Genomic DNA, 25,721 nt, shown 5'->3' with positions numbered 1-25,721 from the left:
CCGCTGATGCTGCAGGTGCGAGATCACCCTTGCAGGGACCAGCGCAATTTAATACCACCCAAGGCAAGCAAGTCGTAACTTTATTACTCAAGGATTCCGCATATGAGCTTTCGCATCCAGCCTACAGCACCTGCACGTCCCAACCGCTGCCAATTGTTCGGCCCCGGTTCGCGCCCGGCAATCTTCGAAAAAATGGCAAGCTCTGACGCCGATGTGATCAACCTTGATCTGGAAGACAGCGTGGCCCCTACGGACAAGGACAACGCCCGCGCCAATATCATCAAGGCGATCAGCGATGTAGACTGGGGCGACAAAACACTGTCCGTGCGGATCAACGGGCTGGATACACCTTACTGGTACCGCGATGTCGTCGACCTGCTGGAGCAAGCGGGCGAGCGTCTGGACCAGATCATGATCCCCAAGGTCGGCTGTGCCGCTGACGTATATACTGTCGACGCGCTGGTCACGGCGATCGAAACCGCGAAGGGCCGCACCAAGAAAATCTCGTTCGAGGTGATTATCGAATCGGCCGCAGGCATCGCCCACGTCGAAGAGATCGCCGCCGCCAGCCCGCGCCTGCAAGCGATGAGCCTTGGTGCCGCCGACTTTGCCGCCTCGATGGGGATGCAGACGACCGGCATCGGTGGCACGCAAGAAAACTATTACATGCTGCGCGACGGGGCAAAGCATTGGTCCGATCCGTGGCATTGGGCGCAGACCGCCATTGTCGCCGCCTGCCGGACCCATGGCGTGCTGCCGGTCGACGGTCCGTTCGGTGATTTCTCGGACGACGAAGGCTACCGCGCGCAGGCGCGTCGGTCGGCGACCTTGGGCATGGTCGGAAAATGGGCCATCCACCCCAAGCAGATCGCCGTCGCGAACGAGGTGTTCACCCCCTCCGACGAAGCTGTCGCCGAAGCGCGCGAGATTCTGGCCGCGATGGAAACAGCCAAGGCCAACGGCGAAGGTGCGACCGTCTACAAGGGCCGTTTGGTCGATATCGCCAGCATCAAACAGGCCGAAGTCATCGTGCGCCAGTCCGAGATGATCGCCTCGCGCTAACCCCGCGATACTGAACAGCGGCGCGAGGCGACCCTCGCGCCGCGCCATCTCCCCCGCAGCAAAGCGGGCTTGGCATGCCCCGCGGCTTGGGGCATCAAGGCAGCATGACCATCGATGTCCTCTCTGCGCTCGCGCTTTTCGCGCTGATCACCTCTATCACGCCGGGGCCGAACAACCTGATGCTGATGGCATCGGGCGCGAACTTCGGCTTTGCGCGCACGGTGCCGCATATGATGGGCATCACCCTTGGGTTTATGGTCATGTTGCTGCTGGTGGGCTTTGGCCTGATCCGCGTGTTTGACGCCTTTCCCGTCATCTATACGGTGCTCAAGATCCTGAGCCTGATCTATCTGATCTACCTTGCCTATAAGATCGCCACCGCCGCCCCGGTGCAAAGCGCAGACTCGAACGCCAAACCGCTGAGCTTTCTGCAAGCGGCGGGGTTTCAATGGGTCAACCCCAAGGCCTGGGCCTTCGGGCTCAGCATCATCACGATCTACGTGCCCTCTGCCGGCATATTGCCGCTGGTGATCACGGCGCTTGTCGTGGCGGTGATGGCGCTGCCGTCGGTCACCCTCTGGACCCTTCTTGGCGGGCAGATGGCCCGTTTTCTAACCAATCCCCGGCGTTTGCGGGTGTTTAACGTGACCATGGCCGCGCTGCTCGTGGCGTCGCTGCTGCCCGCCCTTTGGCCGGCCAGCTGACAGGTTCCGTTGCAAAGACCGCAAATCAACGCCATATAGCCCTGAACAAAGCGCGGAGCAGGTGATGACACAGTATCTGGATTTCGAAAAACCACTGGCCGAAGTGGAAGGCAAAGCGGAAGAGCTGCGCGCTCTGGCGCGGTCCTCAGAAGGGATGGACGTGAGCGCCGAAGCCAAAACGCTGGACGAAAAAGCCCACCAAATGCTTGACGATCTGTACAAGTCGTTGACGCCGTGGCGCAAATGTCAGGTGGCACGTCACCCCGACCGGCCCCATTGCAAAGACTATATCGAGGCCCTTTTTACCGAATATACCCCGCTGGCGGGGGACCGGAATTTTGCCGATGATCTTGCGGTCATGGGCGGTCTGGCACGGTTCAACGACACGCCTGTCGTCGTAATCGGCCACGAAAAGGGCAACGACACCAAATCCCGTATCGAACGCAATTTCGGCATGGCCCGCCCCGAAGGCTACCGCAAAGCCGTGCGCCTCATGGAACTGGCCGACAAGTTCGGGCTGCCCGTGATCACGCTGGTGGACACCCCCGGTGCCTACCCCGGTAAAGGCGCGGAAGAGCGTGGCCAATCCGAAGCCATCGCCCGCGCGACCGAGAAATGCTTGCAGATCGGTGTGCCGCTGGTTTCTGTCATCATCGGTGAAGGTGGGTCAGGCGGGGCGGTTGCCTTTGCCACGGCGAACCGCGTCGCCATGCTGGAACATTCCGTCTATTCCGTGATCTCGCCCGAGGGCTGCGCATCGATCCTGTGGAAAGATGCCGAGAAAATGCGCGAGGCCGCCGAAGCGCTGCGCCTGACCGCGCAAGATCTGAAACAGCTGGGCGTCAACGACCGCATCATCCCCGAACCCCGTGGCGGCGCGCATCGGGATCGGAAAGAGGCAATTGCATCGGTGCGCAAGGCGATTGCCGCGATGCTGGATGACCTGTCGGGCAAAGACCCAAAGGCGCTGGTGGCAGATCGTCGCAAGAAATTCCTCGACCTCGGGGCCAAGGGGCTGGCGGCGTAATCTACGCCGCCCGCTGGCGCATCACGTCGCCAGCATCCGCAGACCTTGGGTCACATCGGTGCGCACTGCCAGTCGCAGACCGGGTTCGTCGCCCGCGCGCAGCGCCGCGATAATCAGCTTGTGAAAATGCGGCGGCTCCGTCCGTCTGAGCCGCCCGTAAAGCGCCCGCATCGTCGGGCCCATCTGCAGCCAGACCGTTTCCGCCATCGCCAGCATCGCAGGGGCCTGCGCCCGCAGGTATAGCGTGCGGTGAAATTCCAGATTGGTGCGAATATAGCTCACCGCGTCACGGTGGATCACCGCATCCGAGATGGCATTGTTGATCGCCTGCATCCGGTCGATCAGCGCAAGGTGGGCCCGCGGCAGGGCGCGGCTCGCAAGCTCCACCTCGATCAGGGCACGCAGGGCGGCCAGTTCCTCGATCCGTTCGTTGCTCAGCTCCGGCGTCGATATCCGGCCAGAGGCCGACATGGTCAGCGCCCCTTCCGCCGCCAGCCGCCGCACGGCCTCGCGGGCGGGGGTCATAGACACCTCGTATTCCTTCCCGATTCCCCGCAGGGTCAGCGCCTGTCCCGGGGCCAGATCGCCGTGCATGATGCGGGTCCGCAACTGCCGATAGACACGGTCATGGGCCAAAGGATGCGCATCAAGGGGACGAGGGTTCAGGTTCATATCGCCGTTGTGATCACGAATCGCCGCTGCGTCAATGTCGCAAACGCGGGCGAGACCTATGTCTGCGCGGTAAACTTGAACCGGTGCAGGTCGCTGCCGTGGGTGCGCAGCCAGCCACGCGCCTCTTGATAGGGTCCGTAAATCCGTTCGACCTCGGCCCAGAAGGCGGGCGAATGGTTCATCTGCGCCAGATGCGCGACCTCGTGGGCGGCGACGTAATCAAGCACGTCGGGCGGCGTCAGGATCAAGCGCCACGAAAACATCAGCCCCCCGTCCGAGGTGCAAGACCCCCATCGCGATCGCGTATCCCGCAAGGTTAGCTTGCTGTACGGCCGCCCCAGCAGCGCACTATAATCGTCGCAGGCGCCAGTCAGCCGGTCCCGTGCGAGCTCTTTCAAATGCGCGGCAAGCCGGGTCGGCACACGCGCTGCAGGGCCGGGCACGGAAATCGTATCGGTCCCCAGCACCACCCGTCTGCCCTGCCCGGCTTCAACCCGCAGCATCCGACCGCCCAAGGGAAACTCTGCCCCGATGCCCACCAGAACATCAGCGCCACGCGCTTCCAGATGTTGCCGAATCCACGCCTCTTTCTCGCGGGCAAAGGCGATTCCCTCTGCCTCCTTCAAGCGTTTCGGCATGGTAAGCGTCACCCGCCCATCCAGTTGCGATATCCGCAATGATATCCGCCGCGCCCGCGCAGAGCGGCGCATGATCAGCGGGATAGGCGGGTTTCCGGGCAGGACAGGATCAGGCATTTCAGGGTTCCGGGTCGCGATGGGGTGGCGATTGCCTTTGACAGTGCCTATCTCATATGGCACTTGGCCTGAATCATCTATACGCAACAACACTTTCAAAAAGGGGACTTCGATGCCCAATGAAGAATGGGGAACCAAGCGCCTGTGCCCCACAACGGGCAAGCGGTTCTACGACCTGAACAAAGATCCGATCATCAGCCCTTACTCCGGCGAAGTGGTCGAGGTGGATAACTCCAAATCCCGCATGATCGCAGCAGATGCCGAAGATGCCGTCACCGCCAAAGCCAAGAAGGGCGATGTGGATGATGACGAGACATTGGTAGATGACGACGATGTAGATGTGGATCTGGACGACGACATCCTGGACGATGACGACGACGATGATGATACCGTTCCACTCGAAGAAATCGCCGACGTTGCATCCGACGACGAAGATTGATTGAATTTTGCGAGGGCGGGATAGATTTTCCTCTTGATCCCGCCTTCGCGACCGCCTATTCAGCGGCGCATCGGCCTTGAATGGTTGATACACTTCCCGGATCTCTGATCCACGATGGGGCCTTAGCTCAGCTGGGAGAGCGCCTGCATGGCATGCAGGAGGTCAGCGGTTCGATCCCGCTAGGCTCCACCAAACCTTCACCGAACATCCCAGCATACACGTCACCCACCACGCGGGGCTGACTGACGCGCGCCCGCGAGGCGGGCACTCTGAGTCAGCGGTTCGATCCCGCTAGGCTCCACCAAACCTTCACCGAACATTCCAGCATACACGTCACGCACCACGCGAGGCTGACTGACGCGCGTCCGCGAGGCGGACACTCTGAGTCAGCGGTTCGATCCCGCTAGGCTCCACCAAACCTTCACCGAACATGCCAGCACAGATGTCATGCGTCAGCGTTTTCGACGCATCGCAAGCCTACCTACGTATACAAAGCCCGCGGTCACGCTGACGGCGGCGCAGACCCATCCGAACGCCACGAGCAGCTTGTGCCGGATCGGGTGGTAGTTGCGGAAATAGGCCCATGTGTCGGCGAAGGGGATGCTTTCGACCCAGTGCTGCACCGCAAGGAATGCGATGATCCCGAGACAAAGCACGCCTGAGACGCAAAACACCCATACGACCGCTCGGTCCGTCACCTTTCCCATTGCGCACCCTGCCCCTTGAAACGCCGCCCCATCTCAAGCTGTACGGCAAGGAACAGCCGCGCACAAAATTAAATTGGCCGCGCCACTAGACGACCGGTCTATTACTTCTTACCTCCCCCGTATGACAGAGCAAAAGAAATCAGATCAAACGCGGCAAAAGATCCTGACCGCCGGACGTGCGCTGATCAGCAAGTACGGGTTTGGCGCTGTCGGGCTGGCGCGCATCCTGAGGGAAAGCGATGTCCCCAAGGGGTCGTTCTATTATTACTTTCCGTCCAAGGATGCCTTTGGTCAGGCCTTGCTGCACGACTATGTCGACGATTATCTGGCGCGCATGGATGCGCTGTGCAGCGGGCCGGGTTCTGTTCGTGACAAGCTGCTGTCCTTCTGGTCGGCGTGGCTGGCCCATGCCCATTCCGAAGGCATCGCCAACCAGTGCCTCGTTGTGAAGCTTGGCGCCGAGGTTGCCGATCTGTCCGACGACATGCGGCGCATCTTGGATGATGGCGTGGCTCAGCTGGTCAGCCGCATTGCGCAGCTGCTGGTTGCCGGGGCCGAAGAAGGCTCTGTCCCGTCGGTCGATGATCCGCGGGCAGCAGCGCAGATGCTCTATGCCAAGTTTCTGGGGGCCGCGATCCTGTCGAAACTGTCGCAGGGTCAGGTCCCGTTGCAGCAGGCTTTGTCAGAAACCACCGATTTTCTAACCATACGATAAACCAACGAAAGCGAGACCCCCATGAAAGCAGCCGTGCACAACAGCTTTGGCGAACCCATCGACGTTATCGAAGCGACCGAAGTCGACACCCCCACTGCAGGGGCGGGCGAGGTTCTGGTCAAGATGACCCTGTCGCCAATCCACAACCACGACCTTTGGACCATCCGCGGGAACTACGGCTACAAGCCCGAGCTTCCCGGCGCGATTGCCGGCAGCGAAGCGCTTGGCACCGTCGAGGCTGTCGGTGAAGGCGTGGACGACGCGATGATCGGCCAGCGTGTGTCGATCGCGGGTGTGCATGGCACATGGGCCGAATACTTCGTCGCCCCCGCCACTGGTGTTCTGCCCCTGCCCGACGTGATCTCGGATGTTGCTGGCGCACAGTTGATCGCGATGCCCTTCAGCGCCATCTCTCTGCTGGAAACGCTCAAGGCGCAGAAAGGCGACTGGATCGTCCAGACCGCTGCGAACGGGGCCGTCGGCAAGATCATGACCACGCTCGCCAAAAGCCGTGGCATCAACCTGCTGAACCTCGTGCGGCGTGAAGACGCTGTGAAAGAGCTGACGGATCTGGGCATCGACAATGTGCTGTCGACCTCGGAAGCGGGCTGGCAGGATAAAGCGCGCGAGATCATTGGCGAAAAAGGGGCCGCATCCGCGATCGATTCCGTGGGGGGCGATATCTCTGCCGATCTGGTCGATCTGCTGGGACTGGACGGAGAGCTTGTCGTGTTCGGGACCGCGACCGGTGCGCCGATGCCGCTGAACTCTGGCGCGCTGATCATGAAGCACATCACCGTCAAAGGCTTCTGGGGCTCCCGCGTGAGCGGCGATATGGACCCCGAAGAGCGCAAGCGCCTGATCACTGAACTGGTCACGCTGGTCGCCAAAGGCGAATTGGTGCTGGAAGACGGTGGGCAGTTCGGGCTGGATGATCTTTCGGGTGCGTTGAAAGCCTCGCTGACACCGGGCCGCCCCGGCAAGATGATGATCCGCGGCTAAACGCAGCCGAATACCACAGCACCAAACGGGGCGGCCCTTGATCCGGGATCAAGGGCCGCCCTGCTTTCATTTTGGTACTCTAGCTTGAGTGGCCGCGATCTTTAGAACGGCAGCCCCGTATAATTCTCTGCCAGATCGCGCCGCGCTGTTTCGCTTTGCGCCAGATGGGCCAGCGACGCCCGCCGCATCTGCGGGGCGAAACTGTCTTCGCCCTCGAACTGATGCAGCATTGTTGTCATCTGCCAGCTGAACCGCATCGCCTTCCAGATCCGAGACAGCGCGTGGGCGGAATAACCGTCAACCCCGCTGTGATCCCCTCGCTTCAGCGCGGCGATCAGCGCGTCATGCAGATAGAAGACATCGGACACCGCGAGGTTCAGCCCTTTGGCACCGGTGGGCGGTACGATATGCGCGGCATCCCCCACCAGAAACAGGTTTCCCCACCGCAAAGGCTCGCTCACGAAGGAGCGCAGCGGCGCGATGGATTTCTCGATCGACGGGCCGGTCACGAGCGCCTCTGACACAGGTCGCGGCAAACGTTGCTTCAGCGCCTCCCAGAAGCGGTCATCGCTCCAATCCTCGACCTTTTCGGTCGACGACACCTGAATGTAATAACGGCTCAGGCTTGCGCTACGCATGGAGGCAAGGGCGAAGCCGTGCGCCGAACTGGCATAGATTAATTCATCGTTCACCGGTTTCGTGCGCGACAGAATCCCCAGCCAGCCAAAGGGGTAGACCCGTTCAAACTCCCGACGTTTGGTGGCGGGGATCGTCGCGCGGCTGACACCGTGGAACCCATCACAGCCCGCGACGTAAGTGCAGCTGATCTGTTGCCGCTGGCCGTCTTTGGTGAAGGATACCGTGGGCGCATTGCTGTCCGCACCGTCGATCACCACATCCTCGACCTCGTGAATGATCGTAGTGCCCATCCGGTCCTGTGCGTCGTACAGATCGCGGGTGACCTCTGTCTGGCCATAGACCATGACCTTCTTGCCGATCAGCTTGTGGAAATCGATATGCACCATCAGATCGTTGTCGGACAGGTAGCAGCCTTTGTGCGGCAAGCCCTGCTGGTCCATCCGCGCACCGACACCGGCATGGCGCAGCAGATTCATTGTGCCATCCTCAAGCACGCCTGCGCGGATGCGGGACAGCACGTGTTCACGGGTGGTCCTTTCAAGCACGACAGTGCTGACGCCTGCGTCGTTCAGCAATTGCGACAGCAGCAAGCCCGATGGCCCGCCGCCAATAATGACGACTTCGGTTTTCATATAGCTGCTCCCTGCCCGATTTTCGGGTTAACCTATTGTACGGAACGTGCATGATGAATGGATCGTTAGCGCAATTGCTGGTACAATCCGTGCATGACAGAGCTTTCCCCGATCCCCAGCTATGCGCTTTTTGGCGAAACCAAAGGCTTTCCCGATGTTCTCCATTGCGAACGGATTAAGGACCGCGCGCCGGATCACGCGTGGCACATCGCGCCGCATCGGCACGCGCAGCTGGCGCAGGTGCTCTACATCCTTTCGGGGGGTGGCACGGCGAACATCGATGGCGACCGATTTGCCCTGACGCAGGGATCGGTCGTCTTTATCCCGCCCCGCATGGTGCATAGTTTCGACTTCGCTCCCAATACCCAAGGCATGGTGCAATCCTTTCCCATCGCGATCCTGCACAGCATCGGGCCCGTCAATGCCGAGGTCGCACAGGCGCTGACCAAGCCGACGGTTGGTCGCGCCGCGGGCCCGCTGATCGCGCTGATGACCCAGCTGGAAACTGTGGCGGCCCAGACGGGGGCACCGTTTCGGGCGCAGATTGCCGTGGGGCTGGGGCATGCGGTTCTGGCCAGCATCGCGGCATGGGGGACCACGCAAAACCGCAGCAACGACGCACCGCAGGATGATCGCTTGTCGCGGCTCGACCAGCTTATCGGCGATCCCGATAGTGCCGGCTGGACAGCCAAGGACTTTGCCAGCACCCTCGGGATCAGCACCGGACATCTGTCGCGCCTGTGTCGCGCGGCAAAGGGGCTGTCCGCCACCGCCTACATCGAAGCCCGCCATGTCGAGGAAGCCTGCCGCATGCTGGCCTTTACACGCCTGTCGGTGGCCGAGGTTGGCTATCGTCTGGGGTTTGCCGATCCGTCCTATTTCTCGCGCCGTTTCCGCACCGTGCAGGGGGTGACCCCATCGCAATACCGCCAGCAATTCGTAACCTGAGATCGCGGCCAAAGGACCACAGGTTGAAAGCTGGGCAAATCCGTGCTCACAAAACTGACAAATGTCAGAATTATTAACCGTTATCGCTAACAGCCGTTTGACCTACCCCAAATGATACGTGAAGGTGACGTTAGGGAGCCTGCGCAACCCGTGCCGCGCAGATAAGAGAAACCGAAGTTTCTGGGAGGAAATAGAATGACAAAAGGCAATATGAACCGTCGCACCATGCTGCGCGGCGCTGCTCTTGGCGCGCTGGCGACACCGGCGCTGGTCGGCAAAGGGATCGCGCAGGGCAAGGTCAACTGGCGCGTGCAAGCGCATTGGCCCAAAGCGTCCAGCTCTTTCACCGACAGCCTTGGCAAACTGGCCGAAGTGCTTGAGACGCGCACCGAAGGCGCGTTCAAGATGGATCTGCTGGGTGCCGGCGAATTCGCCAAAGGCCCCGACATCTACAATATCGTGCGCAAGGGCGTGGTGCCCATGGGGACGGTCAGCCCGTCCTATGTGCAAGATCAGGCGCAGGCCGCGTCCTTCCTGTTCGGCATCCCCGGCACCTTCCGCCAAGCTTGGGAAATGGAACACGCGGTCAAGAACCTTGGCCTTGAGGCGCTGGTGAACGAAGACCTGAACGCCGATGGCGTGATGATGAAGACGGAAAAGGTCCTGCCCGTCGAAATCGTCGTGTCGAAGAAGATCGAATCCGCCGAGGACTTCAAAGGGCTCAAGCTGCGGTCGTCGGGTACGATGCTGGATTACCTGCAATCCGCCGGTGCCGCGCCGCAATACATCCCCGGGTCCGAACTCTATCAATCGCTCAGCTCGGGCGTTGTGGATGGCGCGCATTGGGGCGCTGCCGTCGGGGCGAAATCCATGTCCCTTTGGGAGGTCTGCAAATACCACTACAAACCCGCGCTTGGTCAGACCACCGACGCCTTTATCCTGAATATGGAGGCCGTCGACGGGCTGGAGGACGATCTGCGCACTGCCCTGCTCGACACGATGGAGACGCGGTTCTTCCAGCGGTCGGCCGAATACCAGCACGCCGAAGCCATCGCGATTTCTTCGGGCATCGCCGAGAACGATATCGAAGTATCCGAACTGCCCGACGACGTTCTGGCGATCCTTGCCGATGCCTCGGCCAAGATCCTCGACACAGAGGCGCAGAAAGGCGAACGCGCGGCCAAGGCGGCTGATATCTACAAAACCTTGATGACCGACCTCGGCTACCTCTAGGGGCCTGATCCGGGGGTTAAACCCCGGTGATGCCACAGTGAAAATCAATGTAGCCGCCTGACATGTCCCTGCATTTCGGGCGGCTTCTTTTATGTCTTGAGGGAGAAACGTTTTGTTTAAACTTGCGCGCTTCATCACGCAATTGAACCGCATGATCGGCTATTGGATCAGCTTTTGCGTGCTGATCATCTTTGCCCTGCTGCTGGCCGATGTGGTCATGCGCTATCTGATCGGACAGCCCGCGATCTGGACTGCCGAGCTGGCGACGCTGATCTTTGGTGTCTATGCGATCATCGGGGGCGGTTATCTGCTGACCGAACGAGGCCACGTGAACGTCGATATCATCTACGGCCAGTTTTCCCCCAAACGCAAAGCCTTGGTGGACATCGTGACATGGCCGCTGTTCCTGATCTTTGTCGGCGTGCTGCTGTGGCAAGGCTACGACATCGCGTCCGAGGCCATCGCGGATATGGAGCGGTCGAACTCTGTCTGGAAGGCCCCGCTGTGGCCGACAAAATCGCTGATCCCCGTCGCCGCCTTGCTGCTGCTGTTGCAGGGCTTCGTACGCCTTTGGGCCGATGTGCGCACCCTGATGGGGCTGCCCAATGATCCCGCGATCTTTGGACAACCGGCCACCGGCGACACCCAAGCCGCCCAAGCCGCAGGAGGCCAGTCATGAGCGTTGAAATCCTGACCATGCTGTTCTTTGGCGCGCTGCTGTTGTTTGTGATGCTCGGCACGCCGCTGGCCTTTGCCCTTGGGGGGATATCGGTCATCTTCCTCTATGCGGAAATGGGCGATCTGGGGTTCTATCTGCTCGCCTCCAAAATGTGGGAAACGATGCAATCCCCCACGCTGATGGCAATCCCGCTGTTTGTCTTCATGGCGATCCTGCTTGAAAAATCGGGGGTCGCGAATGACCTTTACGATATGATGCACGAATGGTGGGGCGGTCTGCGCGGCGGTCTGGCTATCGGCACGGTGTTGATCTGCGTGATCTTTGCCGCCATGTCGGGCATCTCGGGTGCGGCGGTTGTCACGATGGGGACCATCGCGCTGCCCAAGATGCTGGAACGCGGCTACGACAAGAAGCTCGCGCTCGGGGCGATCAACGCGGGCGGGGGCTGGGGCATCCTGATCCCGCCGTCGATCCTGATGGTGCTGTATTCGCTGCTGACCGAAGTATCGGTCGGGCGTCTGTTCGCCGCCGGTATCGGGCCAGGTCTGCTGCTGTTCTTCCTCGTCTCCGTCTATATCGGCGGGCGGTGCTGGATGCAGCCGGAACTGGGCCCCGCCCTCCCGAAAGAGGAACGCGCGAACTGGGGGCAGAAGCTGCGGTCTCTCAAGGCGGTGATCCTGCCGATCCTGATCGTGGTGATCGTGCTGGGGGCCATCTTCGGCGGCTACGCGACGCCGACGGAAGCCGCCGCCATCGGCGTCTTTGGCGCAATGGTCGCCACGGGCGTGAACCGGCAGCTGTCATGGGCCGTGATCCGCGACGCCTCTGTCGCGACGCTGAAACTGACCGCGCTGATCATGTGGATCCTTTTCGCGGCCCACGCCTTCAGCACAGCCTATACCGCGCTTGGGGCACAAAGCCTGATCCAGGATATGATGAACCTTGTGCCCGGTGGGCGTTGGGGGTCGCTGGTGTTCATGCTGGCGGTGCTTTTCATCCTTGGGATGGTGCTGGATCCGGTGGGGATCATGCTGATCACCCTGCCTGTGTTCCTGCCCGTTGTGCAGAGTTATGGCTTTGATCCGATCTGGTTCGGCATCCTCTTCATCATCATGATGGAGGTCGGGTATATGACCCCGCCCTTCGGCTTTAACCTCTTTTACCTCAAAGGGGTGGCCCCGCCGGATGTCACAATGGGCGATATCTATGCCTCTGTGACGCCTTACGTGATCGTGACGCTGATCGGGGTTCTGCTGATCATTCTGATCCCCGAGATCGCGACCTATCTGCCCAAGTATTTCTACGGGTAGACCTGTAAACACCTGCCTTGACCCGCGGCACGGCTGCGGGTCAAAGCCCCTGACGGGATATGCTCAAATATTAGGCAGCCGTCGATATACAGCCTGAAATTGCGCCAAAAATGCCCGTTTCGGATCGCACCCGACGGGAATCACGCTATCCAGATGGGAGTTATTTTCAGCTGGATGAGGCCCCCCATCAACATCGCCGCCCATACCGATCAGGCTCTTGCCGTGCCGATGCAACCCCGCGCCCGCGGGGCGTTGCGCATCAGCAGCAAGACCTATGGCAGCGCATCCGTGATTGGCGATCTCTACCAGCAAGGCTGCTTCAAAGCGCTGTTTCCGCGCGCGGCGGCGGGCGGGCTGACGGGGGTTTTCCTCAATACCTCGGGCGGGATGACGGGCGGCGATGAACTGTCGATCACCGCCACGGCGGGTGCGGGCAGCCGGCTGACCCTGACCAGCCAAGCCGCCGAGCGCGTCTATCTGGCGCAACCCGGCCCGATGGCGCAGATGACCACGCGGCTGGAGGCTAAAGCGGGGGCACGGGTCGATTGGCTGCCGCAGGAAACGATCCTGTTCAACGGCTCCGCCCTGCGCCGCAAGCTTGAGGTGGACCTGACGGGCGATGCCTGTTTCTTCGGCGTAGAGCCGCTGGTCTTTGGCCGCGTCTCCATGGGCGAAACGCTGCGCGACGCGCGCTTTGCCGATAACATCACGATCCGCCGCGACGGGCAGCCTATCTTTGCCGATGCTGTGCGTCTGTCCGGCGATATCCATGCACAGCTTGCAGGCACCGCCACGGCGGGCGGCAACTGCGCCATGGCCAGCGTGATCTACGCCGCCCCCGATGCCGAAGCGCTGCTTGCCCCCCTGCGCGCGCTGCTGCCTGCCAGCGCTGGTGCCAGCCTGATCCGCGACGGCGTGCTTTATGCGCGGCTCATTGCGCCCGACAGTTACATCCTGCGCCAGTCTCTGGTGCCGATCATCGCCCGCCTGCACGGTGCGGCCCCTCCTAAAACATGGATGCTTTGACATGCAGCTGACCCCCCGTGAAAAAGACAAACTGCTGATCGCCATGGCGGCCGAAGTCGCGCGCAAGCGTCTGGCCCGTGGCGTCAAGCTGAACCACCCCGAGGCGATTGCCCTGATCACCGACACCGTCGTCGAAGGCGCGCGCGATGGCCGCAGCGTGGCCGAGATGATGCAGGCCGGTGCCCAGGTCATCACCCGCGACGACTGTATGGAGGGCATCGCCGAGATGATCCACGACGTGCAGGTCGAAGCCACCTTCCCCGACGGGACCAAGCTGGTCACCGTGCACAACCCTATCCGCTAGACCCCATTCGCAAGAAAGGCCCCTGCTATGAAACATCTGATGATCCTGCCCGCCGCCCTGATGGCCGGCCCTGCACTTGCCCACCCCGGTGTGCATATCGCCCCTCACGGGGCCGAATGGATGCCTGTCTTCATGGGCCTCGCCGTCATCGCAACCGCCGCGGCCATCGCCCTGCGCGGGCGGGTCAAGGCCCCTCGCAAGGCGCGCAAATGATCCCCGGAGAGGTGCTGTGCGCCGCGGGGGACATCACCCTGAACGCCGATCGCACGGCCATCACCCTGATGGTTGCCAATACCGGTGACCGGCCCGTGCAGGTCGGTAGCCACTACCACTTTGCCGAAACCAACCCCGCGCTCGACTTTGACCGCGCCGCCGCGCGTGGTCACCGGCTGGACATCGCCGCCGGCACCGCCGTGCGCTTTGAACCCGGTCAACGCCGCGAGGTGCAACTGATCCCGCTCGCGGGAGACCGCAAGGTGTACGGGTTCAACGCTGAAGTGATGGGCGCGCTCTAAGGCGCTTCGAGGAAAGAGAGACCTATGACCACCACACTCCCCCGCTCTGAATATGCAGCGATGTACGGCCCCACCACGGGCGACCGGCTGCGACTGGCCGACACCGACCTGATCATCGAGGTGGAACGCGATCTGACCACCTATGGCGAAGAGGTGAAGTTCGGCGGCGGCAAGGTGATCCGTGACGGGATGGGCCAGTCGCAGGTCACGCGGGCAAACGGTGCGGTGGATACTGTGATTACCAACGCGCTGATCGTGGATCATTCGGGCATCTACAAAGCGGATGTCGCGCTGAAGGACGGGCGCATCGCGGCGATTGGCAAGGCGGGCAACCCCGACACCCAACCCAACGTCGACATCATCATCGGACCGGGGACCGAGGTGATCGCAGGCGAGGGACGCATCCTCACCGCGGGCGGTTTCGACAGCCACATCCACTTTATCGCCCCCCAGCAGATGGAGGACGCGCTGCATTCCGGTGTGACCACCTGCTTTGGCGGCGGCACCGGCCCTGCGCATGGCACGCTCGCCACCACCTGCACCCCCGGCCCGTGGCATATCGGGCGCATGTTGCAGGCGATGGACGGTGTGGTGATGAACATCGGCCTCTCGGGCAAGGGCAATGCCAGCCAACCCGGCGCGCTGGTTGAAATGGTGAACGGCGGGGCCTGCGCGCTGAAACTGCACGAGGATTGGGGCACCACCCCCGCCGCCATCGACTGCTGCCTGTCGGTCGCCGACGATATGGACGTGCAGGTGATGATCCACACCGACACGCTGAACGAATCCGGCTTTGTCGAACATACGCTTGGCGCGATGAAAGGTCGGACCATCCACGCCTTCCACACCGAGGGCGCAGGCGGCGGCCACGCCCCCGACATCATCAAGATTTGCGGCGAAGAACACGTGCTGCCGTCCTCGACCAACCCGACACGCCCCTTCACGGTGAACACGCTCGAAGAGCATCTGGACATGCTCATGGTCTGTCACCACCTTGATAAATCCATCCCCGAAGACGTCGCCTTTGCCGAAAGCCGGATCAGACGCGAGACGATTGCCGCCGAGGATATCCTGCATGACATCGGTGCTTTCTCGATCATCGCCTCTGACAGTCAGGCCATGGGCCGTGTGGGCGAGGTGCTGATCCGCACATGGCAAACCGCTGACAAGATGCGCAAGCAGCGCGGGCGCTTGCCGGAAGAAACCGGCGACAACGATAACTTCCGCGTCAAACGCTATATCGCGAAGTATACGATCAACCCCGCCATTGCTCATGGTGTCAGCCGCGAGGTCGGCTCGATCGAAGTGGGCAAGAAGGCCGATCTGGTGCTATGGAACCCCGCCTTTTTTGGCGTGAAGCCCGAAATGGTATTGATGTCCGGCATGATCGTCGTGGCGCAGATGGGCGATCCGAATGCGTCGATCCCCACGCCGCAGCCGGTCTATACCCGCCCGATGTTCGGGGCCTATGGCAGTGCACTCCAGCATTGTGCGGTGACCTTTATTTCGGAAGCCGCGCAATCGAACGGGCTGCGCGACAGCCTTGGCCTGCGTAAACAGACCATCGCCGTGCAAAACACTCGCAATATCGGCAAATCCGATCTGATCCACAACGCGGCCACCCCCAAGGTAGAGGTGAACCCCGAAACCTACGAAGTCCGCGCGGACGGCGAGCTGCTGACCTGCGCGCCCGCTGAGACCGTCCCCATGGCGCAACGCTATTTCATGTTCTGAGGCCCCTAGATGACCGACCTTCCTCCCGCCCATACGATCAAGCGCCACGGCCAGTGGGACCATGCGGATGACAGCTGCGTGCTGACCTATGATGACCGCTTCTTGCGCCGCAAACGCCTGCTGACCAGCCATAACCGCGGGTTCCTCGTGGACCTCGCCCATACGGAATCGCTGAACCACGGCGATGCGTTCGAGCTTGAAGGCGGGCAGATCATCGAGGTCATCGCGGCCAAGGAAGCCTTGCTGGAAATCACCGGCGACGATCTGGTGCGGCTGGCATGGCATATCGGCAACCGGCACTGCCCCTGCCAGCTTGAACCCGCCCGCCTGCTGATCCAGAACGACCACGTGATCCGCGACATGCTGACAAAGCTCGGCGCGACACTGCGAGATGTGTCCGAACCGTTCATTCCCGAGGGCGGTGCCTATGGCCACGGGCGCACCCATAGCCACGCACATTAGGCCCGCCGGACGATGCAAACCCAAGCCCTGATCACGCTCGCGCAATGGCTGTCGCCCAGCTTTCCCATCGGCGCGTTCAGCTATAGCCACGGGCTGGAAATGGCCGTGCAGGACGGCACCATTCACGATGCGTCCAGCCTTCAGGCGTGGCTGTCGGACATCATCACCCACGGTGCAGGCCGGACCGATGCGATCCTGCTGAACGCTGGCTTTGCGGGTAAGGGGATGGACGAGGTGGATGCGCTGGCGCGCGCGCTGGCCCCCTCGTCAGAGCGGCTGACCGAGATGGCCCAACAGGGCGCGGCCTTTGTGCGGGTGGTCAATGACGTCTGGGGGCATGAGCTTCCCGACCTGACGCTGCCCGTCGCCTTTGGCGCGGCTTGCGCGGCGCAGGGGCTGCCCGTAGAACAAGGCGCGCAGCTGTTCCTGCACGCCTTCGTCAGCGCACTGGTGTCTGCCGCGATCCGCGCGGTGCCCTTGGGGCAAACGGACGGGCAGCGGGTGATCACCGCCCTTGCCCCGCTGTGCCACGACACGGTGACGCTGGCCCTGACCCAAACCATCGACGACATCGGCAGCGCCTGTTTTCTGGCCGATATCGCGTCGATGCGACATGAAACGCTTTACTCAAGGATGTTCCAGACATGACCTCCCCCCATGGACCGCTTCGTATTGGCATTGGTGGCCCCGTTGGCGCGGGCAAGACGACAACGACCGCCGCCCTGTGCCGTGCCATGCGCGACCGCTGGTCGATCGGCGTGATCACCAATGATATCTACACCCAAGAGGACGCCGAAGCGCTCATGCGGCTTCAGGTCTTGCCGCAGGACCGGATCATCGGGGTCGAAACCGGCGGCTGCCCCCATACCGCCATCCGCGAGGATGCCTCGATCAACCTTGCCGCCGTCGCCCGGATGCGCGACCGCCATCCCGATCTGGACTGCGTGCTCATCGAATCCGGTGGCGATAACCTGTCGGCGACCTTCAGCCCCGAACTGGCGGATGTGACGCTTTATGTCATCGACGTGGCTGCGGGCGAAGAGATCCCGCGCAAGGGCGGGCCGGCGATCACCAAGTCGGATATCCTGATCATCAATAAAACCGACCTCGCCCCGCATGTGGGCGCGTCGCTAGAGGTGATGGACCGTGACGCCAAACGGATGCGCGGCGATCTGCCCTATCTCTTTGCCGAGATGAAACACGATAAGGGTGTGGCAGAGCTGCTGGACCTGATTGTCGAAATCGGCGGCCTCCGCCCGGTTCCCGAAAATTAACAATTTGCAATAATAGCGGCGGAATTTTGCCCACAAAAATCCTGACGCTTTGTTTTTGGCCGAGAATCGCGGAATGTCTGCCGGACTTTACTGGGACAGTAAGGTGAGTGAAACGGGCAGCAGGACAGATAAATGAGCGTGAAACGCCAGTGGTCATCGAAAGTCGGAATTCCTTTTTTGTGTGTGGCCCTGCTGATGACAGCAGCCTGCGCCCGCGGCCCGTCTGAAATTCAGACCATTGGTCAGGCGGGTATCAACCCCGACCTGCACGCCATGGCAATCCGCGAGGTGCGCGTTTTGCAATCCAAAGGGCAGCGCGTCTGGTGCGTGCCCTTCGCTCGCAATGCCAGCGGCGTTCAAATCCGCGGCAATGCCAATACGTGGTGGGCGCAAGCCAACGGCCTGTACGAGCGCGGCAAAGAACCCGTCGTCGGGTCGGTCATGGCGTTCAAAGGCACCAGCCGGAACCCTATGGGCCATGTTGCCGTCGTCTCCGAAGTCGTTTCCCCGCGCGAGATCAAGGTCGATCACGCCAATTGGAAGCGCAACAAGATCTCGCTTGGAATGAGCGTGCAAGACGTATCTCCGCTGAACGACTGGTCCGATGTGCGCCTTGAAAGCCAGGCCGGGTCCTACGGCAGCGTCTATCCGATCAACGGGTTCATCTATCCCGATGCGAAATCCGCGCCGTCGAACGAGATGACGCAGCCCCCCGTGTTCGCATTTTCAGCGGCACCGACACAAAGCAACTGACCAATGGGGCCGCAGCGCCCCTCAAGGTTGCAAATCTGCTGACACTGGCGTTGGGTAGGCACATCTAAACATCAGGATGCCCCCAATGACCCAGCAGCAGAATGCCTCTTGGCAGATCAACAAACCCGCGACCCGCAGCCGCAAGGGGATCGTCGCCTCGCAAAGCCGTGTCGCGGCGCAGGTCGGGGCGGATGTCATGGCGCAGGGCGGCAATGCGGTGGATGCGGCAATTGCCACCTCCTTTGCGCTTGGCGCGGCTGAACCCTGGATGAGCGGTATGGGCGGCGGCGGCTTTATGGTCGTGCGCATGGCGGGCGAAAAGACGGCCAAGGTCATCGAATTCGGGATGAAATCCCCCAAGGGGCTGGATATCGCGGACTACCCCATCGTCGGCGGCAAGGCGGGCGATCTGTTCCCCTGGCCTTCGGTGCTGGAAGATCGCAATGTCTTCGGGGCCAAGGCGATTGCCATTCCCGGTCAGGTCGCTGGCATGGGTCTGGCGCATGAAAGCTTTGCCACGAAACCTTGGGCCGATCTGCTGGCCCCTGCGATCAAGCTTGCTGATGATGGTCTTCCTGTGGACTGGTACACGCAGCTGATCCTTGGTGGTTCGGCCAAAGACCTCGCCCCCTTCCCCGCATCGGCCGAGACGTTTCTGGACGAAGACGGCTTTCCCAAATCCTCTGGCTGGACCGCCTTGGGCGAGACGAAATGCGACCTTGGCCGTCTTGCCGCGTCGCTGCGCACCGTGGCCAAGGACGGACCACGCGCTTTTTATGAGGGGCCTTTGGCGCAGTCCATCGTGGCCGATCTGCAAGCCGCCGGCGGGCACCATACGGCCGAGGATCTGGCGCAGTATCAGGCGACATTGGTCGACGCGATGCACTATGCCTACCGCGGGCACGAGGTCATCGCCACACCGACCCTGACCGCTGGCCCGACCATGCGCCGCGCCCTTGATCTGATGACCGCGTGGCAGCCCGGCACAGACGCCCCCGACGCCGAGGCGTTCATCGCTTATGACCGTGCCATCCGGCAGGCCAACCAGGAACGCTATGACACGATGGGCGATATCAGACATGAACCCGACCCGTCCTGCACCACACATTTCAGCGTCGTTGACGCGGCGGGCAATATGGTCGCCGTCACCCAAACGCTGCTGTCGATCTTTGGCTCGCGGATGATGCTGCCCCAATCGGGCATCCTGATGAACAATGGCATCATGTGGTTCGACCCTGAACAGGGCAAGCCGAACTCGCTTGGGCCGGGTAAACGTTGCCTTGCGAATATGTGCCCCACCCTGCTGGAGCGTGCCGACGGTGCGCAATTCGCGCTTGGGGCGTCTGGCGGGCGCAAGATCATGCCCGCTGTGGTCGAACTGACCTCACTGCTGCTGGACTACGGGATGGATCTGGAAGCCGCCTTTCATGCGCCGCGCACGGATATGAGCCTTGCCGATGTGACCATCGTGGATCAAGCGCTGCCGCCGCAGGTGATCGCGACGCTGCAAGACACGCTGGACAATGTGGTGACCGCGCCGCGCACGATCTTCCCCTACCACTTCGCTTGCCCCTCTGCTGTCGGGCGCGCAGGCGACGAAAATACCGGCGTGACAGAGGTGATGTCCGCTTGGGGGGATGCCGTCAGCGCCTGAAAGAGCCACGGGCAAGCATAGCTGCCTTGCCCTGCGCATCTGACAAAGAGATGTACATTTGCGTCACAACCGACTAGGGACGGGCGCAACACGTGGCTGGCGTATCCGCTTTTGCCGCGACGCGCGTATTTGTAGCGCGACATTTTCTCAGACAGGACAATCCCTTGATCCAAACCATCGCAGACGCGCTTGCCACCCAAGGCTATGATTCGCTTACCCCCGTCCAAGAGGCGGTTACCAACCCAGATCTGGTCGAAGCCGACCTTCTGGTGTCAGCCCAAACGGGGTCCGGCAAGACAGTGGCCTTTGGTCTGGCCATCGCACCGACCCTTTTGGGCGATGATGAAAAATTCGGACACGCCGGCGCGCCCCTCGCGCTGATCATCGCACCGACGCGCGAATTGGCCATGCAGGTCAGCCGCGAGCTGACGTGGCTTTATGGCAAGGCCGGTGCGGTCGTGACCACCTGCGTTGGCGGCATGGACACACGCACCGAACGTCGTGCGCTGGACCGTGGCGCGCATATCGTCGTCGCGACACCGGGCCGCCTGTGCGACCACATCAAACGCAACAACATCAACCTGTCCGACATTCGTGCCGTGGTGCTGGATGAAGCGGACGAGATGCTTGATCTGGGTTTCCGCGAAGAGCTGGAATTCATCCTCTCCGAAGCGCCGGAAGAGCGCCGCACACTGTTGTTCTCGGCCACCGTGCCTGCGGCGATCGCCAAGCTGGCCAAATCCTACCAGCGTGATGCGCAGCGCGTCGAAACCGTGGGCGAAAAGAAACAACACGCCGACATCGAATACCGTGCGCTGAACGTGCACCCGCGCGACACTGAAAACGCGATCATCAACGTACTGCGCTTTTACGAGGCGAAAAACGCCATCGTCTTCTGCAACACCCGCGCCGCCGTCGCACGCCTGACCACCCGCTTTACCAACCGCGGCTTTTCAGTCGTGGCGCTGTCGGGCGAGCTGACGCAATCCGAACGCACCAACGCGCTGCAAGCGCTGCGCGACGGGCGCGCGCGCGTCTGTATCGCGACAGATGTTGCCGCACGCGGGATCGACCTGCCCAACCTCGAACTGGTGGTGCATGCCGATCTGCCGTCGAACTCTGACACGTTGCTGCACCGCTCGGGCCGTACCGGTCGTGCCGGTCGCAAGGGTGTGTCCGCGCTGATCGTTCCCGCCAAGATGCGCAGCAAGGCAAACCGTCTGCTGGGCGGTGCCAAGCTGAAGGTCGAATGGGCCAACCCGCCCTCTGCTGAAGAAGTGAACGCCGAAGACGAAAAGCGTTTGCTGGCCGATTCCGCATGGTCTGATCCGATCCCCGATGACGCAGCGGGCTTTGTTGCCAATCTGGTCGAACAGTTCAGCGCCGAGCAACTGGCGACGGCCTTTGTGAACCTGTACCGTGCACGCCAGTCCGCGCCCGAGCAGCTGGCAGAGCCCGGCACCCCTGCCGACGAACGCCCCCGTGGCGACTTTGGCCCGTCGGTCTGGTTCTCGATCTCGATCGGACGCAATGATGACGCCGAACCCCGCACCATCCTGCCGATGATCTGTCGCATGGGCGATCTGACCAAGGATGACGTGGGCGCGATCCGCGTGCAGCCCAGCCATACCTTTGTCGAAATCCTCGCGACCTCGGCAGATAAATTCACCAACGCGCTTGGCCCCGACATGAAGGTCGAAGACGGCGCGGTTGTGACCAAGCTGGACAAGGCCCCCGATCTGTCGCGCGGGCCCAAGCCCGGCGGCCGTGGCCCCAAACCGAACCGTGGCGGCCCCCGTTCCGACAACGGCCCGCGTCCCGATCGTGGCCCACGCCCCGACCGCGCACCCTATGACCCCGACGCACCACGTGCACCGCGCAAACCACGTGCGGCCAGCACCGAAGAAGCATCGGTTACCTACGACAAACCTCGCGGCCCGCGCCCCGACAAAGGGTTCGACAAACCTCGCGGCGACAAACCGAAGTTTGACAAGCCCAAAGCCCCCAAAGGCGAACGCCCGCCCAAGTCGCACAAGACCGAACGGTCTCCGATGAAGCCCGGTGCCACGCCTAAACCCAAGTCTGCGGGCAAGCCTGACAGCTTCGACAAACCCGGCGGCAAGCCCAAAGCCAAAGCCGTCTGGAAAAAGGAAAAGCCAGCGGATCGTGGGGCGGACCGCCCCCGTGGCGACGGCAAACCAGCGGATAAACCGTTCAAGGCCCGCGCCGCTGACCCGTCGAAACGCTTTGTCCCACCGGGCAAACTGGGCGCGAAACCCAAGGGTGGCAAACCTTCGGGCAAAGCCGGTGGCGGCGATGCAGCCCCCAAACGCGGCAAGTCGAGCTTTCGCCCGAAATAAGCCGCAAGACCTACCCCCGGTCTGAAAACGGGGAAATACAGATCAATCAATCGCTTAGGGGCCGGAATTTTAATCAATTCCGGCCCTTTTTGCGTCTATCTTCCCCGTCCCGCCCCCCTATGTGGCAGGTTTTTCCTTTTCAGAGGGGGAAGTTGCTCCTAACAATCACTGCACATGGGCCGAAACAGACGCGAGGCGCGTTTGCGATGGGGCCTTGAAAACAGGGTGCATTGCCACCCGCCCCCAATCCCAACCTCGGAAAGGTCACGCACATGGATGGTACATTTAGCGAAAACGATATCTCCCGTGTGGTCGAGGCAGATCGCGCGCACATCTGGCACCACCTCAGCCAGCACAAAGCCTATGAAACCACGGACCCACGGATCATTGTCGAAGGCAAAGGCATGCGTGTCTGGGACCAGAAGGGCAAAGAGCATCTGGACGCGGTGTCCGGTGGTGTCTGGACCGTCAACGTTGGCTATGGCCGTGAAAGCATTGCCAACGCCGTGCGCGACCAGCTGATCAAGCTGAACTATTTCGCGGGGTCTGCCGGGTCTATTCCGGGGTCGCATTTTGCGGAAAAGCTGATCGACAAGATGCCGGGCATGAGCCGCCTGTACTATTGCAACTCCGGCTCCGAGGCGAACGAGAAAGCCTTCAAGATGATCCGCCAGATCGCCCACAAACGCTATGGCGGCAAGAAGCACAAAATCCTGTATCGCGACCGCGACTACCACGGCACGACCATCGCTTGTCTGTCTGCGGGCGGTCAGGAAGAACGCAATGCGCAATACGGCCCCTTCACCGACGGGTTCGTCCGCGTCCCCCACTGTCTGGAGTATCGCAAGTTCGAGCAAGACGGCGCGCCAGAGGATAACTACGGCGTTTGGGCCGCGGATCAGATCGAGAAGATCATCCTCGCCGAAGGGCCCGACACCGTGGGCGGGCTGTGCCTTGAACCCGTCACGGCGGGCGGTGGTGTTATCACGCCTCCGGACGGCTACTGGGAACGGGTGCAAGAGATTTGCCGCAAGTATGACGTGCTGCTGCACATCGACGAAGTCGTCTGCGGCATCGGGCGTACCGGCGAATGGTTCGGCTACCAGCATTTCGGCGTCCAGCCCGATATGGTCACGATGGCCAAGGGTGTGGCCTCGGGCTATGCGGCGATTGCCTGTCTGGTGACGACGGAAGAGGTCTTTAACCTGTTCAAGGACGACGCCAGCGACCCGCTGAACTACTTCCGCGATATCTCTACCTTCGGGGGCTGCACCGCGGGCCCCACCGCCGCGATTGAAAACATGGCGATTATCGAGCGCGAAAACCTGCTGCAAAACACCCGCGACATGGGGCAATACATGCTCGAAGAGCTTGAAGAGCTGTCGGACAAATATGACGTGATCGGTCAGGTGCGCGGCAAGGGTCTGTTCCTTGGCGCAGAGCTGGTCCAAGACCGCAGCACCCGCGTTCCCGTTGTCGAAGCGCAGATTCAGGCGGTCGTCGCAGACTGTATGGCGCAGGGCGTGATCATCGGGGCGACCAACCGGTCGGTGCCGGGCAAGAACAACACGCTCTGCTTCAGCCCTGCATTGATCGCGAAGAAGGACGATATTGATCAGATCATCGCGGCGGTGGACGGGGCAATGGGTCGGGTGTTCGGCAGCAAATAAGCTGCCGCTCAGGCACTTTGTTGCCGATCAAAATAATCTTACTGGAACCAAACCCGTCATATAGCGTTAAGTACTGAAGCTAGTATGGAGTATATCATGAAAAAGCTACTTTTGGTCCTGCCTATGGTTGGCGCACTCGCCGCTTGCGAAACGCAGACTCAATCTTCTGTAACCGGCGCTGCTGCTGGTGCGGCTCTGGGTGCTGTCGTGTCGGGCGACGATGACAAAACCAAAGGCGCCGTTCTGGGTGGCTTGGCTGGCGCTGCTGCAGGTGCATACCTGGGCCGCGGCAAAAACGGCCAGTGTGTCTACCAGAACTCCGCAGGTCAGCGTTACACGGCTGCTTGCCCATAAGCGTTTTCTGCTCCCGAAGGCAGATATTCACATTAGGCCTCGGCGTTTCGCCGGGGCCTTTTTTATGCGCTGACGGGCGGGTTGAGTGACGCCCATAAAAAAGGGCGGCTAGATGCCGCCCCGTCTTAACCGTGATTTTACCGCGACATCAGTCGAGCAAACCCGCGTGCTTCAACCCGTGATCCACCAGCGCTTTGGTGGCATCGGTCAGCGGCACCAGCGGCAGGCGCACCTCGTCTGAACACAACCCCAGACGCGCCATCGCGTATTTCACACCCACCAGGCCCGGCTCGGTGAAGATCGCGTTGTGCAGCGGCATCAGCTTGTCCTGGATTTCCAGCGCCGACGCATAGTCCCCCGCAAGGCAGAACGCCTGCATCTGGCTTAGCAGCTTGGGCGCGACATTCGCGGTAACAGAGATACAGCCAACGCCGCCTTGGGCGTTGAACCCGTGCGCTGTGGCGTCCTCGCCCGAGAGCTGGACAAAATCCGGCCCGCACAGCATCCGCTGGTCACAGACCCGCGCCAGATCGCCGGTGGCATCCTTGACACCGATGATGCGCGGCAGCTTGGCCAGCTCCGCCATGGTTTCGGGCAGCATATCAACGACCGAACGGCCAGGGATATTGTAGATGATGATCGGCAGACCGCAGGCCTCGTGGATCGCGGTGAAATGCGCGATCAGACCGGCTTGGGTCGGCTTGTTGTAATAGGGCGTGACCACGAGAACCGCATCGGCACCGACGCTTTCGGCGTGTTTGGCCAGACGGATGCTTTCGGTCGTGTTGTTCGAACCGGCACCTGCAACGACGGGGATACGACCCGCGGCGGCTTTGACGACTTCTGCGACAACGGTTTCATGCTCGGCATGGGTCAGGGTGGGCGATTCACCGGTGGTCCCGACAGGCACCAGCCCGTTCGATCCTTCCGCGATGTGCCATTCCACCAGCTTCTTGAGCGTGGCCAAATCCAGCGCGCCGTCCGTGAACGGCGTGACGAGTGCAGGTAGTGAACCTTGTAGCATATGCACGCTCCTATTCTTGCGTTGCTGGGCAAGCGCCCAATTGCTGATAGCGGCAAGTTGAGTTGAA

28 protein-coding genes and 1 tRNA gene are annotated in these 25,721 nt (G+C 61.6%); 24 read left to right on the top strand and 5 right to left on the bottom strand.

All coding sequences use genetic code 11. The annotated features are described in order from the left end of the window. Positions 1-102: 102 nt before the first annotated feature. The 3 genes from AADW22_RS03470 (at position 103) to AADW22_RS03460 (ending at position 2,793) form a co-directional block, all read left to right on the top strand. On the top strand, positions 103-1,062 hold the full coding sequence (locus tag AADW22_RS03470; protein WP_340240180.1) for an L-malyl-CoA/beta-methylmalyl-CoA lyase: 960 nt from the start codon (positions 103-105) through the stop codon (positions 1,060-1,062). Positions 1,063-1,136: 74 nt separating this feature from the next. Continuing rightward, positions 1,137-1,766 (top strand): LysE family translocator, encoded by a 630-nt coding sequence (locus AADW22_RS03465; protein ID WP_407474265.1) that lies wholly within the window; start codon positions 1,137-1,139, stop codon positions 1,764-1,766. Between the two features lie 64 nt (positions 1,767-1,830). Continuing rightward, positions 1,831-2,793, top strand: coding sequence for an acetyl-CoA carboxylase carboxyltransferase subunit alpha (locus tag AADW22_RS03460; protein WP_005851191.1), 963 nt, complete (start codon positions 1,831-1,833; stop codon positions 2,791-2,793). Positions 2,794-2,814: 21 nt separating this feature from the next. Here the strand turns inward: AADW22_RS03460 and AADW22_RS03455 are convergent, their stop codons facing one another. Next, complete coding sequence (locus AADW22_RS03455) at positions 2,815-3,465, bottom strand: GntR family transcriptional regulator (RefSeq protein WP_005851189.1); 651 nt, start codon at positions 3,463-3,465, stop codon at positions 2,815-2,817. A gap of 56 nt (positions 3,466-3,521) precedes the next feature. Next, positions 3,522-4,220 carry a M48 family metallopeptidase gene (locus tag AADW22_RS03450; RefSeq protein WP_407474264.1) on the bottom strand — a complete coding sequence of 233 codons (699 nt, stop codon included), beginning with the start codon at positions 4,218-4,220 and terminating at the stop codon, positions 3,522-3,524. A 112-nt stretch (positions 4,221-4,332) separates the two neighbouring features. Here AADW22_RS03450 and AADW22_RS03445 point away from each other — a divergent pair, with 112 nt between their 5' ends. Beyond that, positions 4,333-4,659 carry a TIGR02300 family protein gene (locus AADW22_RS03445; protein ID WP_005851186.1) on the top strand — a complete coding sequence of 109 codons (327 nt, stop codon included), beginning with the start codon at positions 4,333-4,335 and terminating at the stop codon, positions 4,657-4,659. 116 nt (positions 4,660-4,775) lie between these two features. Continuing rightward, a tRNA-Ala gene (locus AADW22_RS03440) sits at positions 4,776-4,851 on the top strand. Between the two features lie 260 nt (positions 4,852-5,111). On the opposite strand, the gene AADW22_RS03435 is transcribed toward AADW22_RS03440, so the two are convergent. Beyond that, positions 5,112-5,366: a hypothetical protein gene (locus AADW22_RS03435; RefSeq protein WP_407474263.1), complete on the bottom strand. Its 255-nt coding sequence runs from the start codon at positions 5,364-5,366 to the stop codon at positions 5,112-5,114. Between the two features lie 121 nt (positions 5,367-5,487). Here AADW22_RS03435 and AADW22_RS03430 point away from each other — a divergent pair, with 121 nt between their 5' ends. Both AADW22_RS03430 and AADW22_RS03425 read left to right on the top strand, forming a co-directional pair. Further along, complete coding sequence (locus AADW22_RS03430) at positions 5,488-6,081, top strand: TetR/AcrR family transcriptional regulator (protein WP_407474262.1); 594 nt, start codon at positions 5,488-5,490, stop codon at positions 6,079-6,081. Positions 6,082-6,102: 21 nt separating this feature from the next. After that, positions 6,103-7,083: a zinc-binding dehydrogenase gene (locus AADW22_RS03425; RefSeq protein ID WP_407474261.1), complete on the top strand. Its 981-nt coding sequence runs from the start codon at positions 6,103-6,105 to the stop codon at positions 7,081-7,083. 101 nt (positions 7,084-7,184) lie between these two features. Here AADW22_RS03425 and pobA read toward each other — a convergent pair whose 3' ends face one another. Then, positions 7,185-8,354, bottom strand: a complete 1,170-nt coding sequence (gene pobA / locus AADW22_RS03420; protein WP_407474260.1) for a 4-hydroxybenzoate 3-monooxygenase — start codon at positions 8,352-8,354, stop codon at positions 7,185-7,187. Between the two features lie 93 nt (positions 8,355-8,447). Here pobA and AADW22_RS03415 point away from each other — a divergent pair, with 93 nt between their 5' ends. The 17 genes from AADW22_RS03415 (at position 8,448) to AADW22_RS03335 (ending at position 24,630) form a co-directional block, all read left to right on the top strand. Beyond that, a complete protein-coding gene (locus AADW22_RS03415) occupies positions 8,448-9,302 on the top strand; it encodes a helix-turn-helix domain-containing protein (RefSeq protein ID WP_005851175.1) in 855 nt (284 codons plus the stop codon). Between the two features lie 195 nt (positions 9,303-9,497). Next, positions 9,498-10,535: a TRAP transporter substrate-binding protein gene (locus tag AADW22_RS03410; protein WP_005851174.1), complete on the top strand. Its 1,038-nt coding sequence runs from the start codon at positions 9,498-9,500 to the stop codon at positions 10,533-10,535. 112 nt (positions 10,536-10,647) lie between these two features. Next, positions 10,648-11,214, top strand: a complete 567-nt coding sequence (locus AADW22_RS03405; protein WP_037943073.1) for a TRAP transporter small permease subunit — start codon at positions 10,648-10,650, stop codon at positions 11,212-11,214. Further along, positions 11,211-12,524 carry a TRAP transporter large permease subunit gene (locus AADW22_RS03400; RefSeq protein WP_005851171.1) on the top strand — a complete coding sequence of 438 codons (1,314 nt, stop codon included), beginning with the start codon at positions 11,211-11,213 and terminating at the stop codon, positions 12,522-12,524. The genes AADW22_RS03405 and AADW22_RS03400 overlap by 4 nt, the downstream gene beginning before the upstream one ends. Before the next feature lie 153 nt (positions 12,525-12,677). Then, positions 12,678-13,550 carry an urease accessory protein UreD gene (locus tag AADW22_RS03395; RefSeq protein WP_407474259.1) on the top strand — a complete coding sequence of 291 codons (873 nt, stop codon included), beginning with the start codon at positions 12,678-12,680 and terminating at the stop codon, positions 13,548-13,550. A 1-nt stretch (position 13,551) separates the two neighbouring features. Continuing rightward, positions 13,552-13,854, top strand: a complete 303-nt coding sequence (locus AADW22_RS03390) for an urease subunit gamma (protein WP_005851167.1) — start codon at positions 13,552-13,554, stop codon at positions 13,852-13,854. Between the two features lie 27 nt (positions 13,855-13,881). After that, on the top strand, positions 13,882-14,067 hold the full coding sequence (locus AADW22_RS03385; RefSeq protein ID WP_005851166.1) for a hypothetical protein: 186 nt from the start codon (positions 13,882-13,884) through the stop codon (positions 14,065-14,067). After that, positions 14,064-14,369, top strand: coding sequence for an urease subunit beta (locus tag AADW22_RS03380; protein ID WP_009825907.1), 306 nt, complete (start codon positions 14,064-14,066; stop codon positions 14,367-14,369). Before AADW22_RS03385 ends, AADW22_RS03380 begins: the two co-directional genes overlap by 4 nt. 24 nt (positions 14,370-14,393) lie before the next feature. Further along, a complete protein-coding gene (gene ureC / locus AADW22_RS03375) occupies positions 14,394-16,103 on the top strand; it encodes an urease subunit alpha (RefSeq protein WP_009825906.1) in 1,710 nt (569 codons plus the stop codon). 9 nt (positions 16,104-16,112) lie between these two features. Continuing rightward, positions 16,113-16,565, top strand: coding sequence for an urease accessory protein UreE (locus AADW22_RS03370; protein ID WP_005851160.1), 453 nt, complete (start codon positions 16,113-16,115; stop codon positions 16,563-16,565). A gap of 12 nt (positions 16,566-16,577) precedes the next feature. Continuing rightward, positions 16,578-17,213 carry an urease accessory protein UreF gene (locus tag AADW22_RS03365; RefSeq protein WP_407474258.1) on the top strand — a complete coding sequence of 212 codons (636 nt, stop codon included), beginning with the start codon at positions 16,578-16,580 and terminating at the stop codon, positions 17,211-17,213. Beyond that, positions 17,210-17,839 (top strand): urease accessory protein UreG, encoded by a 630-nt coding sequence (gene ureG, locus AADW22_RS03360; protein WP_037943062.1) that lies wholly within the window; start codon positions 17,210-17,212, stop codon positions 17,837-17,839. The genes AADW22_RS03365 and ureG overlap by 4 nt, the downstream gene beginning before the upstream one ends. Before the next feature lie 132 nt (positions 17,840-17,971). Beyond that, positions 17,972-18,592 (top strand): CHAP domain-containing protein, encoded by a 621-nt coding sequence (locus AADW22_RS03355; RefSeq protein ID WP_005851155.1) that lies wholly within the window; start codon positions 17,972-17,974, stop codon positions 18,590-18,592. Between the two features lie 85 nt (positions 18,593-18,677). Next, entirely contained in the window at positions 18,678-20,246 is a 1,569-nt protein-coding gene (locus tag AADW22_RS03350; RefSeq protein ID WP_407474257.1) for a gamma-glutamyltransferase, read from the top strand. A 164-nt stretch (positions 20,247-20,410) separates the two neighbouring features. After that, positions 20,411-22,606, top strand: a complete 2,196-nt coding sequence (locus AADW22_RS03345; protein ID WP_005851151.1) for a DEAD/DEAH box helicase — start codon at positions 20,411-20,413, stop codon at positions 22,604-22,606. 272 nt (positions 22,607-22,878) lie between these two features. Further along, complete coding sequence (locus AADW22_RS03340; protein WP_009825899.1) at positions 22,879-24,276, top strand: aspartate aminotransferase family protein; 1,398 nt, start codon at positions 22,879-22,881, stop codon at positions 24,274-24,276. A 96-nt stretch (positions 24,277-24,372) separates the two neighbouring features. Continuing rightward, positions 24,373-24,630 carry a glycine zipper 2TM domain-containing protein gene (locus AADW22_RS03335; RefSeq protein WP_037944890.1) on the top strand — a complete coding sequence of 86 codons (258 nt, stop codon included), beginning with the start codon at positions 24,373-24,375 and terminating at the stop codon, positions 24,628-24,630. A 148-nt stretch (positions 24,631-24,778) separates the two neighbouring features. Here AADW22_RS03335 and dapA read toward each other — a convergent pair whose 3' ends face one another. After that, positions 24,779-25,654, bottom strand: a complete 876-nt coding sequence (gene dapA, locus AADW22_RS03330) for a 4-hydroxy-tetrahydrodipicolinate synthase (protein WP_009825897.1) — start codon at positions 25,652-25,654, stop codon at positions 24,779-24,781. Positions 25,655-25,721: the final 67 nt, after the last annotated feature.

This window comes from Sulfitobacter sp. PM12 (assembly GCF_045586035.1).
GTDB lineage: Bacteria > Pseudomonadota > Alphaproteobacteria > Rhodobacterales > Rhodobacteraceae > Sulfitobacter > Sulfitobacter pontiacus.
The sequence above is the reverse complement of the archived record's forward strand: the minus strand, read 5'-3'. Positions and strand labels throughout refer to the sequence as shown.